Origin of the sequence: Marinobacterium sp. MBR-109, from assembly GCF_040547565.1 — a bacterium.
GTDB lineage: Bacteria > Pseudomonadota > Gammaproteobacteria > Pseudomonadales > Balneatricaceae > Marinobacterium.
In genome coordinates this window covers 68,984-88,687 of record NZ_JBEPPZ010000011.1, presented here as the reverse complement: position 1 = coordinate 88,687, position 19,704 = coordinate 68,984, and the positions used below count along the sequence as shown (strand labels likewise).

Below are 19,704 nucleotides of genomic sequence, written 5' to 3'. Positions count from 1 at the left end.
AAACAAGAATGAATGCTGATGTGATTTGCAGAGCAGACAGGTACGACACATTGAAACTGAAATCTGAAACACCGTTTGGCAACGCCTGCGAGGTAAAGCAATGAAGTCTGTCAGAGCAGGCATGAAACCGCTCGTTTCGTTTACTACGACTGTTATCGCAGTCGCGCCCATGTGGCTTTTGGCGCAGGGTGTTAATACCGAGCCTCAGCTCGTGAGCCTGTTTGCTCAGTCAGACAATCAGGGTGCCACCAACCCGGCCACCGATCCGATGCAAATTCCTGATCGCGTGAAAGGGAAGATGGTTTTGCGGGCACCTGCAGCTGCTCCAAAGATTGATCCAGCGATTGAACCGCCACCGGTTGATCTGACCCAAAGAACCTTCGCAGTTGATGCTATACCCGTGCTGGAAGGGGCCGATGTGAATGTTGAGCACCTTGCTCAAGTGATGGAGCCCTGGAGTGGCAAGGCGCTGAGCTTTGATGAGTTTCAGTTGGCAGCCAATGACCTGCTCAGTTTCCTGCGTGAAAATGGTCATCCGGATGCTGTGTTGCGCTTTTCTCAGATGCAGTTTATGGAAAACCAGCAGGTCGCTGTGGCGATCGAGGGCCTGGAGCCAGTCACTCCCTATCAGGATGCTACTCCGAGAATTCAGGTGGCCGGGTTTGATGTCCATGGTGTGACCCTGTTGACTGAAGCTGAAGTTGCGGAGCATATGGCGCAATGGTCAGATCGTGAACTGACTGTTGAAGAGCTGGGAGAGGCGACAGAGTCTCTTGCTCGTCTGTTGCGTGATCGTGGTTATGCACTGGCACAGGCCTGGCTGCCGCCTCAGGAAATCAGCGATGGTGTCGTGCGCGTTGAAGTGCTTGAAGGCGTCGTGGACGAAATGTCCGGTGAAAATGGTCTGACGGTGGCGGGCAATGATGCCCGCCTCAAGACGGACGTAGCATCGGCCTATCTGGCGCAAGCGGTCAAGCCAGGCGAGCCGCTCGATGTGGTCGCTCTGGAAGAGCAGGTCCGGTTGCTGAATGACTTGCCGGGGGTGAAACGCGTTCAGACCGATCTGAAACCGGGTAGTCAGCCGGGAACCACACAGGTAATGGCTCAGGTTGAAGACGATGATCTGGTGAATGTGCTTGTTACGGCTGACAACCACGGCAGCGAATACGCCGGTGCCGAGCGTGTGAGTGCCAATATCAACCTGAACAGTCCGAGTGGTCACGGTGAGCAGCTTTTTCTTAACGTGACTGAAGCTGAGGCGTCCCGCAGCTACAAGGTAGGTGGACATGTACCGGTTGGCTACTCAGGACTCAGACTGGGCCTGTCTTATGCTGCCATGAATGTTGACTTTGACCTGAGCCAGGGCTTTTCTGTCCCGATCAATATTGCCAGCGACTCCTCGGCGGCGTCTGCTTTTGCCAGTTATCCGCTCAAGCGCAGCGCTCAGACCAATATGGATCTGTATGCCAGCCTTGATTTCAAGAATTACCAGAACTCGATTTTGTATGGCGCGGTTGAGAATGATCGTGATATCACATCGGCCAGTCTGGGCTTCAGCGGTGATCATATTGATCGGTTCAGCGGTCAGACTCGCTGGGGACTGACGCTTACGCAGGGCAGTGTAGGCCTGGAAGAGGGCAGCAGTTATCAGTTCAACGATGCCCAGGGCGCCCAAACCGAAGGCAGCTTCACCAAGCTGAACTACTCGTTGCAACGTTACCAGTCACTGCCACTGGAGGGTCTCTTCTTCAATGCATCTCTGAACGGTCAGTGGGCCAGTGGCAACCTCGACAGTTCAGAGAAATTCCAGCTCGGCGGGCCGGATGGCGTGCGTGCCTGGCCTGTGGGTGAAGGGATCGGAGATAACGGCTGGGTTGCCAATCTTGAACTGCGTCAGATTCTGTCGCGGCCTGATTGGGGGCGTGTAGAAGCCTTCGGGTTTTACGATATTGGGGGCATCACTCAATATGCTGACCCCAACCCCGGCATCGTGTACGACGGGCCCAACGACTATACCCTCGATGGCTACGGTGTGGGTGTGAGCCTGACCTATGGGGAGAGTGGAAGTCTGCAGCTTGTGTATGCACACAAGGGCAAAGACAACCCAAACCCGACGCCTGAAGGCACTGACAGCGATGGCAAGAACGACCAGGGCCGTATCTGGCTTACTGGCAAGATTCTGTTTTGAGGAAGAGGTCCGGAATGACCAAGCATAATGAACGGGTGAATACTGCACCCACTTTCAACCCCAGGCTTCTTTCGCTAGCGGTGGCTTCCGTCTGTTTTTCAATGCAGGTGCAGGCTGCGCCCGCAGTGGACGAACTGCCATCCGGTGCTGTTATTCGCCAAGGCCAGGCGGTGATCACACAAGCTGATAATGTGATGAACATCCAGCAGAACAGCTCACGGCTGGTGACAGACTGGAATACCTTCAATATCGGCTCCGATGCGATCGTCAATTTCTTGCAACAACGCTCTGACCTTGCGCTTAACCGAGTCTTGTCTGGTGATCCATCCCAGATTCTGGGCCAGATCAATGCTCAGGGCGGTGTGATCATCGCTAACCCGGCGGGTGTTCTGTTCGGCAGCAGTGCGCGCATCGATGTCGGAAGCCTGGGTGTTCTGGGTCAGATGCCGGACAGCGAAGAGTTCATCAACGGCTCTTTGTTACTGGAAGACCTGGCGGCAGGCGGTAATGTCATCAACCAGGGACAGATCACGACCCGTACGGGTGGCTTCGTTGTATTGGCGGGTAAAACGGTTGAAAACAGTGGCACCATCACGGCAGAAGCAGGACAGGTTGCCTTGCTGGCCGGTGATAATGCACGTCTTGAGCTGACAGCGGATGGTCTGATCGGGGTTGAGATGGATGGCGTCAGTGCCGAAGCGGCCATCGCCAATAGCGGTGCCATTGTCGCGGATGGAGGCAAGGTTCTGATTCAAAGCCGGCATGCCGGTGGTGCACTGTCCGCTGCAATCAATCAGACAGGTATTGTGCGGGCCAATACACTGGCCATGGCCGGTGACGGCACTATCCGCATTGATGCGGGCGAAGGCGCGGCGATGATTGCTGGGACCGTGGAAGCCAAAGGTGATAATGCAGGCGAAGCAGGTGGCCGAATTCTGGTTACTGGCGCTGATGTGGAGATCACTGGCAGCCTCAATGCGGATGGTCAGGCCGGTGGCGGTACGATCCATGTCGGTGGCGGTTGGCAGGGTGATCAAACCGAGATTGCAGAAGCAGGTCGTGTCACGGTGGCGCAGAGTGCCGATATCAGTGCGGATGCCACAACGGACGGTGATGGTGGAGAGGTCGTGTTGTGGTCGGCAGATCAGACGCGGCATGATGGCGCTATCAGTGCCACCGGGGCGGGTGAAGGTCGTGGCGGTGACGTTGAAACTTCCAGCCGTGGTGCACTGGGTGTCAGCGGCAGCGTCGATGTTTCGGCAGAGTCCGGTGAGGGTGGCAACTGGTTACTGGACCCGACCAACCTGACCGTTAATACGGCAGGTGGTACAGCTGATACTGTCAGCAATACGTCTATCGAGTCCAGCTTGAATGGTGGCGCAAGTGTCACGCTTCAAGCGGATCAGGACATCAGCATTGAAGCATCGATCGCCAAAACCACAGGTGCCGCCGCTACACTGACCTTTGATGCCGGCAACGATATCGTGCTGCATACGGGCGTGGATATTACCTCAAGCGGTGTTGGTAACCAGCTCAACCTGATTTTCGGTACCGCACCGAGCGATACCGGCACAATCTCCATCTTTGGCCAGCTGGCGACGAATGGAGGTGATGTAACCTTTAACAAAGAAACCTATCTGCGCCACGAAACCCCTGTCAGTACCAAGGTGACCCAGAGTGTGGGTGCCGGTGTACCTTCCGGCGATGTTCTGTTCGCAAAAGATGTGTATCTGGCTGATGATGGCTACAGCGTCACCATCAATACACAGGGCTCGGATTCCGGCGGTGTCTACAACAATGTTGGTGGCAACATTCAGTTTGACGGCCAGGTGCTGAGCGCAGCCCCGGTCATTTCCTCGACCGATACTACGCTTCAGACCCAGTCACCGCAGAACCTGACACTGGATACGACCGGTTTGACCGGCGTCGGTGTCACGGCAGGCAAAATCATCTTTAATGCGGATATAGGCAGTGTGGCCGATCCGCTGCGCAGCCTGACGTTCAATGGTGCCACGGATATTGATTTTAATGCCTCAACTCTCAACCTGAGCAACACCTCGGGTCCGGTAATTACCGCCAGTACCAACTTCGCGGATAAACCGGTACTGAATCTGCTCAGCAGCAATGCAACCATCAACATCACAGGTGGTGCAGTACCGGGTCTGACGGCAGGTTATACCAGCTATTTGCAGGACAGCTTCGATATTCATGCGGCGTTTGCCGGTGAGCAGACCCTGACCATCAACTCCGACCAGTCGATCAAACTGTCGGGCGTCAGTATTGATGCCGATAATACCGGTATATTCAACCTGCTGTTCAACCCGAACGTGGCGACAGGCTCAGGCCAGGGTGCCGTGGTTATGTCCAACGTGAATATCAGCACAGAGGGTGGTGACATCAGTTTGGGCAGTGCCGGCAACTATGCCGAGGGTGTGGCGGGCGATACCGATGGCAGTGACGGTATTCGCCTTCACAACACGCGTATGGAAACGGCGGGTGGTGACCTTTCCATCTATGGCCGTACAGCCGATAGTACTCAGGCGTCCGACACGTCCGGTGCAGGGGTACGAATTACAGGTGCTGCTACCTATCTGGGCACCGAAACCGGCCAGTTAAGTGTGCGTGGCCAGGTGTTGAACCAGACCGACAGTGGTAATAAAGATGCCATCATCATCGGTGAAGGCGTTTCCGGTACCGCATCGTTGGTGACCACCAGCGGCAACATCCTGATCGATGGTGATGCCAGTGCGGTGGGTGACAGCGTAACCGGTGGTAACCGCTATATTGGTGTGCTGTTGGCCAACAGCGCCCTGGTACAGAGTGACAGCGGCGATATTGTGGTCCGTGGTCAAGGCGGCGGCGGCAACCAGAACTCTGTTGAGCAGAACCACGGTATCCGTCTGCAGGGCAACGGCACCAGCATCCTCAGCAGCAGCGGCGACATTCTGTTGCACGGCACCTCCGGTGGTCGTTTGGATGATGCGGGCGAGAACAGCTTCGGCATTTACGCCACCGGCAACAGCATCTATGTGGGCCGTGATGCCACCAAGAGTGCGGCAACCGGCGATATCATCTTCGTAGCCGACTCGATGGAGTTCGTCAACAGCTCCTCTTCCCGCCTGCAGGTGTCCAGTGATGGTCATTTGGTGATTCGCCCAGAAAACGCTGATACCAAAATCGAATTCGGCAATGCGGGTAGCCGCCCGGAAAACGATGTCAATCGCACCCTCTATCTGGGTGAGGACTGGTTCAACGGCAGTGCCAATTCGGTCTTCCTCAGCGCACCTCAGGTGACCGCCAGTGCCGGTGGCTTGTCTTCACAGCAGAACCTGCTGATCAACGGCAACGCAGGTGGCAACTTCAAGCTCAATATCGGTGGTTTGCCGACCTCAGATATCGTCTATTCAACCGATTCGTCTGTGCTGGGTGCCAATATTCAGGCAGCCATTCAGAATCTGGCCGGTTATGAAGGGACTACGGTGCTAAATCAGGGCAGCGGCAGCTACCTGGTGACGTTCAAGGATGGTTCCTCAGCGGCAGTCGCCATGACCGAGTTGGTGACGGCGGATACGGCCCGCACGGGTTTCACCGATATCACCATCGGTCGCACCGACCTGAGTGGCAATATTACGGTCAATGCACCGACTACGTTCCGTGATGACCTGACTCTGCTGGCCGGTGTCAATAACGACGCCTATGCTGCCAAGGTTGTGGTCAACTCGGCTCTGACACTGGCGCGTCAGCCCAACACGTCGGACGCCGGTAGCCTCACTATCATCACCGATAACGGACTGACTACCTCTGAAGCGTTGGTTGCCAAGGGTGTGATCACGGCAGATGAGTTGCGTTTGCAGGGCGCTGGTGACTTCGTTGCTACGGCCATCAACCGTATCAATACACTGGCAGCGGATGTGTTGGGCGATCTGGTGCTGACCAGCGGTCAGGCACTAGGCGTTGGTCAGATCAGTACGACGCGGGTTGAAAACTACACATCGAACATGACCACCGGAGAGGTTGCCATTGTCCCTGCGGTGACTGATACCACGGTGGGACTGACCGCCAACGAGATTGACCTGCGTGTACTCAGTACCACCCCGGGTGTGATAGCGGATATCACACAAAACGAGAACATCATTGCCAATACAGTGAGCGTGCAGGTTGAAGATGGCACCTTCTTGCAAAGTGGGTCATCCATCATTTCAGCAGCGGGCGGAACAACTGCTGATCTTTATCTGAGCACCGGTGACGGCACAGCCAAGCTGCTGAATGACAACGTAATCGGCACCTTTGCGGGCGCATTCACGGCGGACTCGGGCCTTGAGTTTAACAACGCTCGTGCGCTTGAGATCGGTCGTGTCACTTTGGCGGGCAAAACCGCAGATACTGCCAGCACTCTGGGTCTGATCAGTCAGACGCCTGTAAACCGCGATGGTATTCAGGCACCTGATGCACAGGTTGTACTGAAGACAGCAGGCGCGCTGACTCAGTCGGCGGACCCGGCACAGTCACAAATCAATGCTGGCGTGCTGGCCGCCGATGTGACCGGTGGGGCGATCCTGCTGAACAATGAAACCAACCAGATTGATCTGGCCGCGCTGGCACTGAATACAGCTGACTTCGATATCACCCTGCTCAATGCCGGTGATTTGACCATCGGTGAAGTGACAGGCATTGACGCAGGCTTGATCGCAGCCGGCTCCGTTACCGGCGTAACACCGGGCGCCAACGGCAATATCCGCATCACTACCGGCAACGGTTCGCTGACGGTGGATAAGTCGGTCACGGCAACCGGTACGGGCACCGTCGACCTGCGTGCAGGCGGAGTGGGCTCGGACCTGGTTATCGATCAGAGCGCACCTGAAACCGCACTGATTACCAGCGAAACCGGCGCTATTCAGCTGCTGGCGGGTGGCAGCATCACGACGACCAAGGCTACAGATGGCACCGCGTTGATCCGCTCGACCGGCAGTACCGCTCTGTTGCAGGCTGGCGATGCAATTGGCAGCGATGGTAACCGTATCGAAGTGTCGGTGCCTGCCACTTTTGCGGCAGAAGCGGGCGCGGGCGGTATCTGGTTGCGTCATCTGGACAGTACCGCGCTGGTGTTGGGCGACGCCACGGCACTGAATACCGCTGAAACCTTCGGTGGTACGGTCAGCGAGACAGGCGGTTTCATGTCAGGTTTGACCACTCTGCCGAGCAGCGGTGGCAGTATCACCTTGACCAAAGTCAATGGCGATATCCAGGTGGTGGATACCATCGTCGCTGACGGCAGTGGCTATGTGGATCTGCGGACTGACGGCACGGGCGCTATCCGTATCGATGGTGGCAGCATTGCCTCTGATACCGGTACGCTACAACTGCTATCGGCAGGTGCTATCAGCACCAACACCACGACAGGTACAACCACTGAGCTGACTACCAGCGGTGATGTCTTGCTGGTGGCCAGTGACGGTGCGATCGGCAGCCTGAATAACCGGATCGAAATTGCGGGTGCAACCGGTGTTGCCACCCAAAGCAGCTCTGCAACCGGCAGCCAGTTCCTGAGCCATACCGGTGACATGACTGTTGCAGCCGTCGATGTGGTGAATGCCAATACCCTGGATACAGCGGCGTCTCTGCTGGCCCTGCCAACCAGCTATTTCGGTTTGGTTGCGGGTGCCAGTCAGGTGATTGACGTGTTGGTGACCGGCGCACTGCAGCTGAACGAACAGGTTCAGGTAGCAGGCGGCATTATCAAGCTGAATGCCGACAGCGTTTCTCAGAACACTGATGCAGGCAAGGCGATGACAGCCGGTGCGCTTAAGGTTCAAGCGACCCACAATATCGCGCTGAACAATCCGGAAAACGCCATTGGTACACTGGCGGCGGACTCGGTGAACGGCACCATCAGCTACGTCGACAGCGACGGTCTGACCGTCGGCACGGTTGATGGCCTCAGCGGCATGAACGCTGCGGGCAACATCGATGTGCAGACCCTGGGCGGCGATCTGATCGTTGATCAGGCGATCGGTACGGATACCGGCAACATCGACCTGCGTGCGCTGACCAGCGGTGCCTTGACCACCAATGCGGCGGTTGTGGCGGGTGCTGACGGCAACGTCGATCTGCGAACCACCAACGGTGCCATCACCCTGAACGCCAACGTGACCGCCAGCGGTACTGGCTGGGTGGATGCGCGTGCAGGGGGGGCAACATCTGATCTGACGGTGGGTAACCTCAATACAGACTATGCACAGATCAGCTCTGGCACCGGTAATATCCAGTTGCTCGCCGGTCGTGACCTGCTGACGACGCGGGCTACCGATGATGCCGGTCGTGCAACCATCATCACCAATGACGGCTCTGTCCTGCTTCAGGCCGCGGGCAACATCGGCAGCGACAGCAATCGCATCGAGATCGACGGCGCTGCAGCGCTGGCAGCCAACGCGGACAGCGGCAGCCTGTGGCTGCGCAAGCTGGGCGCGGCCGATGCCCTGCAACTGGGTGGCGTGGAAGCCTTCGTAACGGATGACCTGGACGACGTCGCCGCAGGCGGCAGCTATAACGTCAGCTATGCCGGTTTGACCACGGGCGGTGCGGGTAATATCACCCTGACCACTCAGGGCGGTGACCTCACCCTGATCGAGAATGTGGCAGCGGATACCGCAGGCTACGTCGATCTGCGTACCGCCGGTACCGGTGCCGTTGCACTGAACAGCGGTGCCCAGATCACCTCCGGCACCGGCACGGTACAGTTGCTGGCAGGCGGAGCGATCAGCACCGACAGCACCACGGGCACAACTACCGAAGTGATCACTGACGGCGATGTGCTGCTGCAAAGCGGCGCGGATATCGGCAGCTTGAGTAACCGTATCGAACTGGCCAATGTGGATCAGTTGGCTGCAGACAGCACCGGCAGCCAGTATTTTGCGCACAGCGGTGTGATGACCGTTGATCAAGTGGCGGCTGTGAACACCGCCAACAGCACCGATCATGCGGCAGCCGACCTGAACGGTTTGACGGCTGGCGACGATCAGCGCATTGATCTGGTTGCGGTGGATGCCTTGCAGCTGAACGATCGGGTCGAGATCACTGGTACCACCGGCCTGATCCGCTTCCTGGCCGACAGCATCGATCAGGTGCTGACCACCGGCAAGGCGATGAGTGCAGGCTTCCTGCGGGCTGATGCCACCAACAATATCGCGCTGAACAATCCGGAAAACGCCATCGGTACACTGGCGGCGGACTCGGTGAACGGCACCATCAGCTACGTCGATAGCGACGGTCTGACCGTCGGCACGGTTGATGGCCTCAGCGGCATGAACGCTGCGGGCAACATCGATGTGCAGACCCTGGGCGGCGATCTGATCGTGGCACAGGCGATCGGTACCGATACCGGCAATATCGACCTGCGTGCGCTGAACAACGGTGCCTTGACCACCGATGCGGCGGTTGTGGCGGGTGCTGACGGCAACGTCGACCTGCGTACCACCAACGGTGCCATCACCCTGAACGCCAACGTGACCGCCAGCGGTGATGGCTGGGTGGATGTCCGTTCCGGCGGTGTCTCTGACCTGACCATTGGCGCTGCGACGCTGGTCAGCTCGGCCACTGGCGACATCCAGTTGCTCTCCGGCAATGACCTGATCAGTGGCAAAGTAACCAACGGCGTTGCCTCCATCAGCACCAATGACGGTTCTGTCCTGCTTCAGGCCGCGGGCAACATCGGCAGCGACAGCAACCGCATCGAGATCGATGGCGCTTCGGCGCTGGCGGCCAACGCGGACAGCGGCAGCCTGTGGCTGCGCAAGCTGGGCGCGGCCGATGCCCTGCAGCTGGGTGGCGTGGAAGCATTCGTAACGGATGACCTGGGTGATGTCGCCGCGGGCGGCAGCTATGATGTCAGCTACGCCGGTTTGACCACCGGCAATGCCGGCAACATCACCCTGACCACTCAGGGCGGTGACCTGACCCTGATCGAGAACGTGGCCGCGGATACCGCCGGCTACGTTGACCTGCGTACTGGCGGTACCGGTGCCGTTGCTCTGAACAGCGGTGCTCAGATCACTTCTGGCACTGGAACAATCCAGCTTCTGGCAGGCGGAGTGATCAGCACCGACAGCACCACGGGCACAACCACCGAGCTGAGCACCGGTGGTGATGTGCTGCTGCAAAGCGGTGCTGATATCGGCAGCTTGAGCAACCGCATCGAGCTGGCCAGTGTGGTCAATGTGGCGGCAGACAGCACCGGCAGCCAGTATCTGGCGCACAGCGGTGTGATGACCGTTGATCAGGTGGCGGCCGTGAACACCGCCAACAGCACCGACCACGCGACAGCCGATCTGAACGGTTTGACGGCTGGCGACGATCAGCGCATTGATCTGGTTGCGGTGGATGCCTTGCAGCTGAACGATCGGGTCGAGATCACCGGTACCATCGGTGTCATCCGCTTCCTGGCCGACAGCATCGACCAGGTGCTGACCACCGGCAAGGCGATGAGCGCAGGCTTCCTGCGGGCTGATGCGACCAACAACATTGCGCTGAACAACCCGGAAAACGCCATCGACACATTGGCGGTGGATTCAGCAGCGGGCACCATCAGCTACGTCGACAGTGACGGCCTGACGGTCGGTACAGTCGATACCCTGACCGGTATGAACGCAGCAGGCGACATTGATGTGCAGACCCTGGGCGGCGACCTGGTCGTGGCTCAGGCGATCGGTACGGATACCGGCAACATCGACCTGCGTGCGCTTAACAGCGGTGCCTTGACCACCAATGCGGCCGTTGTCGCCGGTACAGACGGCAATGTTGACCTGCGCACGACTGACGGTGCCATTGCGTTGAATGCCAACGTCACCGCCAGCGGTGCTGGCTGGGTTGATGTTCGCTCCGGTAACGCCGACCTGACCATTGGCGCAGCGGCGCTGGTCAGCTCAACTACGGGCGATATTCAGTTGCTGTCCGGCAATAATCTGATCAGCGCTGCAGCAACCAACAACAGTGCTTCTATCCGTACGGATGGCAGCGTACTGTTGCAGGCAGCGGGCAATATCGGCAGCGACAGCAACCGTATCGAGATCGGCGGCGCTTCGGCGCTGGCGGCCAATGCCGACAGCGGCAGCCTGTGGCTGCGCAAGTTGGGCGCGGCCGATGCCCTGCAGTTGGGGGGTGTAGAGGCGTTCAACACCAGTGACAATACGGGTGGCGCTTTTGCCGTCAGCTATGCCGGTTTGACCACCGGTAATGCGGGCAATATCACCCTGACCACTCAGGGCGGTGACCTGACCCTGGTCGAGAACGTGGCAGCGGATACCGCAGGCTACGTCGATCTGCGTACCGGCGGTACCGGTGCCGTTGCCCTGAACAACGGTGCCCAGATCACGTCTGGCACCGGCACGGTTCAGCTGCTGGCGAGCGGTGCGATCAGCACCGACAGCACCACGGGCACAACCACCGAGCTGAGTACCGGCGGTGATGTGCTGCTGCAAAGCGGCGCTGCTATCGGCAGCCTGAGCAACCGTATCGAGCTGGCCAATGTGGATCAGCTGGCCGCCAACAGCACCGGCAGCCAGTATCTGGCGCACAGCGGTGTGATGACGGTAGATCAGGTCGCGGCACTGAATACCGCCAACAGCACCGACCGTGCGGCGGCAGGTCTGAGCGGTTTGACCGCAGGCAACAACCAGACCATTGATCTGGTTGCGGCCGATGCCCTGCAGTTGAACGATCGGGTGCAGATCAGCGGTACCACCGGCCTGATCCGCTTCCTGGCTGACAGCATCGGTCAGGTGCTGACCAGCGGCAAGGCGATGAGCGCAGGCTTCCTGCGGGCTGATGCCACCAACAATATCGCACTGAACAACCCGGAAAACGCCATCGGTACCTTGGCGGCCGACTCTACAGCCGGCACCCTCAGCTATGTGGACAGCAACGGTCTCACCGTCGGCACGGTCGATGGCCTGAGCGGCCTGAACGCCGCCGGTAACATTGATGTCCAGACCTTGGGTGGCGATCTGATCGTGGCGCAGATGGTCGGTAGTGACAGTGGCAATCTGGCACTGGCAGCCGATTCCGGTCTGTTGCAGCTGGATGCTGACCTTGCCACGTTTGATACGGCCGCGGTGATGATCACGGCGGCTCAGTTGCTGCAGGCGGCAGGGACCTCAATTGATACCGGTACGCTGGTGGCGGGTACGACCGGTGCCATCACAATGGGTGGTGACAACACCGTTGACAGCATCACACTGAGTGCAGACGGAACGTTGACTCACACAGGGCTGCTGACAGTATCCAACAGTGCGGCCCTCAATGCGGGGGGGCAGATGGCACTGGGCGATATTGCCGGTGCCACAGCAGATCTGCTGGCCCAGGCGGGAGGCAATATCACCCTGCAGGGTCTGAGTGAGCTCAATACTGCATGGATCCGCAGCGGGAATGATATCCTGCTTGACCGTCCGATGACGGTACATGCGAATACAGCCAACGCAGCAACACTGGCCGCAGATGGATGGTTCTACAACCGTACCGGTGCAGGCAGTGGTGCAATCGTGGCAAACAACAGCAACTGGTTGATCTATGATCGTACTTCAAACGATTACACGCAGCGCATGGCAGGCTTGCAACCGGATTATCTGGTCTTCGGTACGTTGTACAACAACATGCCGGTTGATCAGGTGACGCGTCCGGGCAATGGCTATTACACAGGTACAACCATTGTTGTGCCGGATAACTACCTGCGTGTTGTAAGTGGTACCAGTACAGAGTCATCTTCGGGCAGCGGCATTCCAACCCAAAACCCAACGGAGCCGGTGATTGCCGTTTCGGAAACCGAGCAGATTTTCCCGCCAGCGTTGCTCAATACAGAGGCAGACGTGGTATACGGAGAATCGGTCATTAGCCTGGCGGGGCAGGATGGCTATGCCCTGTTAACGACGGGGCCTGCTACAGGTGGTAGTCTGAGCATCGAGATGCCGATGATCAGCCTGAATACCGAAGAGGCCTTCAGAGTTCCGCTCGCCGAGCTGGTGGGTGATTCCGAGTTGGTGAGTGTTACTTTCGAGGGCGGAGCGTTGCCGGAGTGGCTGGAACTGGTTGGCAACGGCCTGTCTGCACGCCTGTCCGGTATCATTCCCTACGGCACGGAGCCATTCGTAATTGAAGTTTTGACACGTCAGCCAGTAACAGGTGAGCTGCAGGCGTTGAAGTTGCTCATTACACCTGTAGATCCCGAATCCGAACAAGATGAAAACACGCAGGAATCGATCCGGGCGTGATTTTTAACCAAGGAGTAAGCAATGTCTGAACAAGCGGAGCAGAAAAACATGAATGAACAGCAGGCCCAGCCGGTCATGCCGAAAATCAAGTGGAATGATGACAACATGCAGTCTACTTACGCGAATGTCTGCAATGTCATGGGCACCCGTGAGGAGATCATGGTACTGTTCGGTTCCAACAAGAACTGGCAGGGTAACCAGGAAGAAGTGGAAGTGGCGCTGTCACAGCGCATCCTGCTGACCCCTTATGCTGCCAAGCGTTTGCAGATTATGCTGGACATGGGATTGAAGGAATATGAAAAACGATTCGGTGAAATCAAGCTCTGATACGCCGAATCCGGAAAAATACATGCACTGGTTCAGGCTCCTCCATGAGGAGTCTGACCCGGTGTTTTTTTCGGCCTGGTTCAACCTGATAAATGATGGACTGGGTGGCATTCAGGAAGGTGTTGTCGTACTGGGACCTGCGAATACGGGCCCCTTCGAGCCGAAAGCATCCTGGCCCTATAAAACGCCCTGCAGCGAGCCTTTGATGGCGGTTGCCGAGCAGGCACTTGAGCTGTGCCGACCTGTTATTCAACGTGCCGGCTCCCGTTTGCTGTTTGCGATACCCGTTGTGCAACATAATGATGTACTGGGTATCTTGGCAATATCGCCATCATCTCCGGGTTTGTCAATTCAGCAAAAAAACTGGATTCAATGGGGAATGGGTTGGTTGCTGGGGCATGGATCCGTTCAGGCAGGTGGTGGAGAAGGAGAGCTGAATGAGCGGTTGATTCTGCTGCTGGAACTGCTGATGTCCTCTCTCGACAGTGATGACCTAGAGCATGCTGCTCAAACCGTATTGTCTCAGGCCAGCGTTAGCCTTGGGTGTGATCGCGTTGCGCTGGGCTTTGCTCATAAGAGAGGGATTCGACTGTTTACACTCGCCAATGCGGCCGAGTTTTCTCGCAAGATTGATTTGGTTCAGGACCTGGAAGCGGCAATGGAAGAGGCGGTGGACCAGGGTGAGGCAGTCAGTTGGCCAGGAACTGAAGACAGTCTTGTTATCCGTGATGCACACCAGGCCTTGGCAGAGCGTCAGGGTAACCAAACTCTGCTCTCCATTCCCTTTATTCGTGAGCGTGACCAGTACGGTGTATTGACGTTCGAATGGGCCAGCACGCCTGGAAGCGAAAACCTTGAGCTGGCAGCGGCGGTTGCGCCCATTCTCGGGCAGGTGCTGCTTAAAGGCCGGGTTCAGGATTTGAGTACGCTTGACAGGGCCGGGCGGCTATTCACAGTGCCATTCAGACGGCTGTTTGGTGCCGGCTACCTGGGCACCAAAATGTTGTCTGCCAGTGTGTTGGCGTTGGTGGTGTTTTTCAGTCTGGCAACGGGTGAGTTCAGAATCGATACAGATGCGCGGCTGGAAGGTGCGCTGAACCGCTCATTGGCAGTGCCGTTTGATGCCTATCTGGAACAGTCGATCATCCGCGCCGGTCAGGTTGTTGAAAAGGGGGACTTGCTTGCCAAACTTGATGATCGTGACACGCGTTTGGAACTGGCGAAACTGGAAAGCCAGCAGGCTCAGTATACGCGCCAACTTCAACTGGCACAGGCGAACTGGGACTCGGGCCAGGCTGGAGTCATTTCGGCACAGCTGGCCCAAGTGCAGGCCCAGCTGGATCTGGTGAGCAGCATGCTGCAGCGAACCGAGATCCGTGCCCCATTTGATGCGCTGGTGACCAGTGGCGACCTGTCCCAGGATCTGGGTTTGCCGGTTTCAAAGGGACAGGTACTGTTTGAACTGGCACCGTTAGCCAATTATCGCCTGGTACTGGATGTCCCGGAGATGGATATCGGTTTTCTTCGTGTTGGCCAGACGGGCGAGCTGGTTCTGAAAGCCTTTCCCGATCAACCATCCCGCTTTGAAGTAACACTGATTACACCATTGGCCGAGGCACGGGACGGGCAAAACGTTTTCCGGGTTGAGGCTCAGCTCAATGAAATGAGTGTGGGTATGCGGCCAGGGCTTGAAGGAGTCGGTAAGGTGGGTATTGATGAGCGCAAGCTGATCTGGATCTGGACCCGTGAGCTGCGTCACTGGCTGAGTCTGTCACTCTGGAAATGGTTCGGGGTCTGAGCATGTCGGCATTGTTTTCGGCATCATGGTACCGTACGGCCGAGCTTGTGCCTCGGCTCAGAACTCAGGCACGCATTTTTCGTCATGTATACCGAGGCGAAGTCTGGCGAGTGGTACAAGACCAGAGCAGTGGCAAGTTTCTGCGGCTGAACGCTCAGGCATATCGCATCCTGACCATGATGGATGGGCAGCGAAATCTGGAGCAGATCTGGCAGCTGGCCTGTGAGGTAATGGGTGATGAAGTGCCAGGGCAGGATGAGATTCTGCAGTTGATGACGCAGTTGCATAATGCTGGCGTGTTGATTACGGGCCAGGTGCCGGATCTGGATGAGCTGCAGCAGCGAACCCGCGAATCGCGCCGCAATCGGATCAAGCAGTACCTCTCTAACCCGTTGGCCCTGAGAATACCTCTGGTAGACCCGGACCGTTTTCTTGCCCGGATGGTAGGGTGGATACCGGTCTGGATGAGGCCTGTCATTCTGGCTGTTTGGGCTTTGCTGATCGCATTTGGTGGCTGGTTGGCGTTTGTTCACTGGGAAGGGTTAACCGCTGATGTAGGACAGCTGGTGTTTACACCAGAGTATGTGCTTACTTTGTTACTGGTCTTCCCAATCGTTAAAGCCATTCATGAGTTGGGGCATGGCATTGCCATTAAAATGTTTGGCGGGCAGTGCCATGAGATGGGTGTGATGCTGCTCGTCATGATGCCTATTCCTTATGTGGATGCCAGTCATGCCACAGGCTTCGTCAGCAAATACCAGCGTATGATTGTAGGCGCAGCCGGCATGATGATTGAGCTGGCACTTGCGGCTGTGGCGCTTTGGATCTGGACTTGGACCGAGCCGGGGCTTTTGCGTGTTTTCCTGCATGATGTGGTGATTCTGGCAGGCGTAACCACCGTTATATTCAATATCAACCCTCTGCTGCGTTTTGATGGGTATTACATTCTGTCTGACTGGCTCGAAATACCGGGGCTTGGACGCAAGGCCAATCAATATCTGGGATATCTCTGCAAGCGATACCTGCTTCGTATTCGTCGAGGCCTGCAACCCCCCCGTACGACACCCCGTGAGCCCGTCTGGTTGACGACGTACGCCATCGCCTCCTTCTTCTACCGTATGGTGCTGGTATTTACCATTGTCATGTTCGTGGCCACCCAGTTTTTCATTATTGGGGTTGTTTTGGCGCTCTGGGCCATCTACATGATGCTGTTGTTGCCGCTGATCAAGCTTGTCAAAAATATTCTCAGTGATCCGCTGATTATGGAGCGGCGGCTTCGCCTTTACAGTGTTACCACGTTAATTGGCGGTGGTCTGGTGTGGTGCTTGGCTGTAGCACCAGTCCCTTCTGCAACGCTTGCAGAAGGAGTGGTTTGGATGCCTGAGCAATCCCGTATTCGAGCCCCCCAGGCATGTTTTGTAAGAGAGGTCCTGCAGACTCAGGGGATGGTTCTCGAAGGGCAACCGCTGCTGCGTTGCGAAGACGAAATCCTGCCCACCCGACGTGAAGTGCTTGAGCTGCGTGCGCAAGAGTTGCAGTCTCGGCGGGTGGTTTCGGAGCGTACGGACCAAGTGGAAGCACGGCTCATTGAGGAAGAATTGGTCAGCGTACAGACACAGCTGGAAGATCTGAACAAACGAATTGAGCGTTTTACGCTGACTGCGCCAATCAATGGTCGTTTCGTTGTACCCGGCTCATCTGACCTTGTGGGGCGCTGGTTCCAACGTGGAGAAGTCATTGCCCATATTATCGACCCGGCACGTTACACCATCATGAGTGCAGTGCCTCAGATGAGTATCGACCGCGTCCGCGCAGACAGTCAGCATATCCGGTTGCGCCCGGTCGATAACCTGGACAGAGAAGTGTTTGCCAGCGTACTGCGTGCGGTGCCATCCGCTACCACGCGCCTTCCGAGTATGGCACTGGCGCTGCAAGGTGGTGGGACAATCGGTATTGAGCCGGGTCAGCAGGAGCCTGTTGCACTGGATCCATTATTCCTGCTGGAGCTGAAGGCTGAATCCGATCAGCCAATCAGCATGACCCTGGGAGGACGTGTCTACACCCGTTTTGAACATACACCGGAACCCTTGGCCATGCAGTGGTATCGCATCCTGCGTGATCTTTTCATCCGCAAATTTGGGGTCTGATCATGTTTTCGCTGTTAACTTCAGCTGAACGCTATCCTCAGAAGCTTGACTGGAGTGAATTACCGCTTCTGGAACGTACATGGAACTGGCTGGAGCTGCACTGGACGCGTTACATTCGTCTGTCGAGGCGACGTCAGCTTCGTTTTGCCAAACAGGTGGAACATATTGAGGAGCGGTTCAGACAGTTGGAGGATGCCCAACTCAAGGAGCACCTGCAGGTGATCCGTCTGGGGCTGCGTTGCGAGGGTATAAAGGATGAACAGCTGGCGCCGGCGTTTGCCCTGATCCGGGTAATATCGTCACGCCTGTCGGGAATGAGACATCATGATGTGCAGATCCGGGGCGGCTATGTACTGGTACACGGCTGTATTACCGAGATGGATACCGGAGAAGGCAAGACTCTGACCGCAACACTGGCGGCCATTGTCATGGCATTGGCGGGGCGGCAGGTGCAGGTTGTGACAGTGAATGATTACCTTGCCGGGCGTGATGCCGATGAGATGAGCCCCCTGTACGAGTGGTTTGGGCTAACGGTTGAAACAGTGGCAGAAGATGCCCCGCGAGAGGTGCGCGAGCGAGCCTATCGCCATCCGGTTGTATACTGTACCGGTAAGACGTTGGTGTTTGATTACCTGAAGGACCGACTGGTACTGGGGCAGCAACTGTCTCAGATGGGTATCAGGCTGAAGGATTTCATCCGTAATCGCCCCGGCGGCGAGTTATTGTTGCCCGGCTTACAATTCGCCATTGTCGATGAAATTGACAGTGTGCTGATTGATGAAGCACGCACACCTCTGATTATTTCTGCCAGTGACACAAGTGCGCGTCACGAAGAATATTACGGGCACGCGCTGGAGCTGGCAGAAGCACTGGAACATGAAAAGGACTTCATGATCGATGGTCGTAAGCTGATTGAATTGACGCGTAAGGGGAGAGAGCGCCTGGCAGAGCTGACACAGGAGTTCAGCCCCCTCTGGCACAATCAATTCAGGCGTGAAGAATCGGTAATCCAGGCATTGACCGCACTGCATAACTTTGTCCGTGATGAGCACTACATCGTACGTGACGACAAGGTCATGATCGTTGATGAGCACACGGGGCGGGTCATGCCTGACCGCTCCTGGGAAAAGGGTCTGCACCAGCTTATTGAACTCAAGGAAGGCGTCCCGGTTACGCCGCCACGCATTACATTGGCAAAAATCAGCTTCCAGCTGTTCTTTCGCCGTTATATGGGGCTGGCAGGCATGACCGGGACCGGTCGTGAAGTGGCTTCTGAAATGGGGCATGTGTATAACTTGCTGTCGGTCAGGATTCCACCGCACCGTGAGAGTCAGCGTGTGAATCTTGGCAGCAGGGTGTTCCCTTCTGCTGAACTCAAGTGGCAGGCACTGGTTGAGACCATTGTGGAAAAGAGGGCCAACGGGCAACCCGTACTGGTGGGGACGCGCACCATCAGTGCGGCCGATGAGCTGGCCGGCCGGCTCTCTCAGCAGGGGATTGAACATCAGCTGCTGCATGCAAATCAGGATGTTGAAGAAGCGCTGGTTGTCGCGGATGCTGGCCGGCAGGGCCGTGTTACCATCGCAACCAACATGGCGGGCAGAGGCACGGATATCAAGCTGAGCCCCGATGTCGCTGGCATTGGAGGGTTGCATGTGATTTTGACTGAATTGCATGACAGCGCCCGCGTAGACAGACAGCTTGTGGGGCGTTGTGCGCGTCAGGGTCAGCCCGGAAGCTGGGAGGAGATCCTGTCACTGGAGGACGAGCTTCTCCAGGTGCTGCCAGCGGGGATCATGCATGGCCTGAAGCGGTCACTGCACCATGCCCCCGCCAGCCGTATGGCGCAATGGGTCGCACGCAAGGCCTACCAAATGGCGCAGAAGAAAGTCGAACGTTACCACAAAAGGATCAGGCGCAGCCTGTTAAAAGCTGAATTCCATACCCGCCGTTCCCTGTCATTTACCGGAAAATCGGAGTAGTCAT

6 protein-coding genes are annotated in these 19,704 nt (G+C 57.1%); all 6 read left to right on the top strand.

Annotated features, from left to right (window positions below; all coding sequences use genetic code 11):
* Nucleotides 1–121: 121 nt before the first annotated feature.
* From ABIE60_RS13695 to ABIE60_RS13670, 6 genes are read left to right on the top strand one after another with little or no spacing between them, the layout of a single operon-like run.
* The gene (locus ABIE60_RS13695) at nucleotides 122–2,188 is read left to right on the top strand and encodes a ShlB/FhaC/HecB family hemolysin secretion/activation protein (RefSeq protein WP_354470084.1); all 2,067 of its coding nucleotides are present in this window, start codon (nucleotides 122–124) and stop codon (nucleotides 2,186–2,188) included.
* A gap of 14 nt (nucleotides 2,189–2,202) precedes the next feature.
* Complete coding sequence (locus ABIE60_RS13690; protein ID WP_354470083.1) at nucleotides 2,203–13,446, top strand: two-partner secretion domain-containing protein; 11,244 nt, start codon at nucleotides 2,203–2,205, stop codon at nucleotides 13,444–13,446.
* A gap of 21 nt (nucleotides 13,447–13,467) precedes the next feature.
* The gene (locus ABIE60_RS13685) at nucleotides 13,468–13,773 is read left to right on the top strand and encodes a DUF3467 domain-containing protein (RefSeq protein WP_354470082.1); all 306 of its coding nucleotides are present in this window, start codon (nucleotides 13,468–13,470) and stop codon (nucleotides 13,771–13,773) included.
* Nucleotides 13,774–13,795: 22 nt separating this feature from the next.
* Nucleotides 13,796–15,571 (top strand): GAF domain-containing protein, encoded by a 1,776-nt coding sequence (locus tag ABIE60_RS13680; protein WP_354470081.1) that lies wholly within the window; start codon nucleotides 13,796–13,798, stop codon nucleotides 15,569–15,571.
* Between the two features lie 2 nt (nucleotides 15,572–15,573).
* A complete protein-coding gene (locus tag ABIE60_RS13675; protein ID WP_354470080.1) occupies nucleotides 15,574–17,718 on the top strand; it encodes a PqqD family peptide modification chaperone in 2,145 nt (714 codons plus the stop codon).
* Nucleotides 17,719–17,720: 2 nt separating this feature from the next.
* Nucleotides 17,721–19,700: a preprotein translocase subunit SecA gene (locus ABIE60_RS13670; protein WP_354470079.1), complete on the top strand. Its 1,980-nt coding sequence runs from the start codon at nucleotides 17,721–17,723 to the stop codon at nucleotides 19,698–19,700.
* Nucleotides 19,701–19,704: the final 4 nt, after the last annotated feature.

Coding starts and splice junctions, on each gene's coding strand:
- ABIE60_RS13695 (WP_354470084.1), top strand. CDS start 122: ATGAAACCGCTCGTTTCGTTTACTACGACTGTTATCGCAGTCGCGCCC.
- ABIE60_RS13675 (WP_354470080.1), top strand. CDS start 15,574: ATGTCGGCATTGTTTTCGGCATCATGGTACCGTACGGCCGAGCTTGTG.
- ABIE60_RS13680 (WP_354470081.1), top strand. CDS start 13,796: ATGCACTGGTTCAGGCTCCTCCATGAGGAGTCTGACCCGGTGTTTTTT.
- ABIE60_RS13685 (WP_354470082.1), top strand. CDS start 13,468: ATGTCTGAACAAGCGGAGCAGAAAAACATGAATGAACAGCAGGCCCAG.
- ABIE60_RS13670 (WP_354470079.1), top strand. CDS start 17,721: ATGTTTTCGCTGTTAACTTCAGCTGAACGCTATCCTCAGAAGCTTGAC.
- ABIE60_RS13690 (WP_354470083.1), top strand. CDS start 2,203: ATGACCAAGCATAATGAACGGGTGAATACTGCACCCACTTTCAACCCC.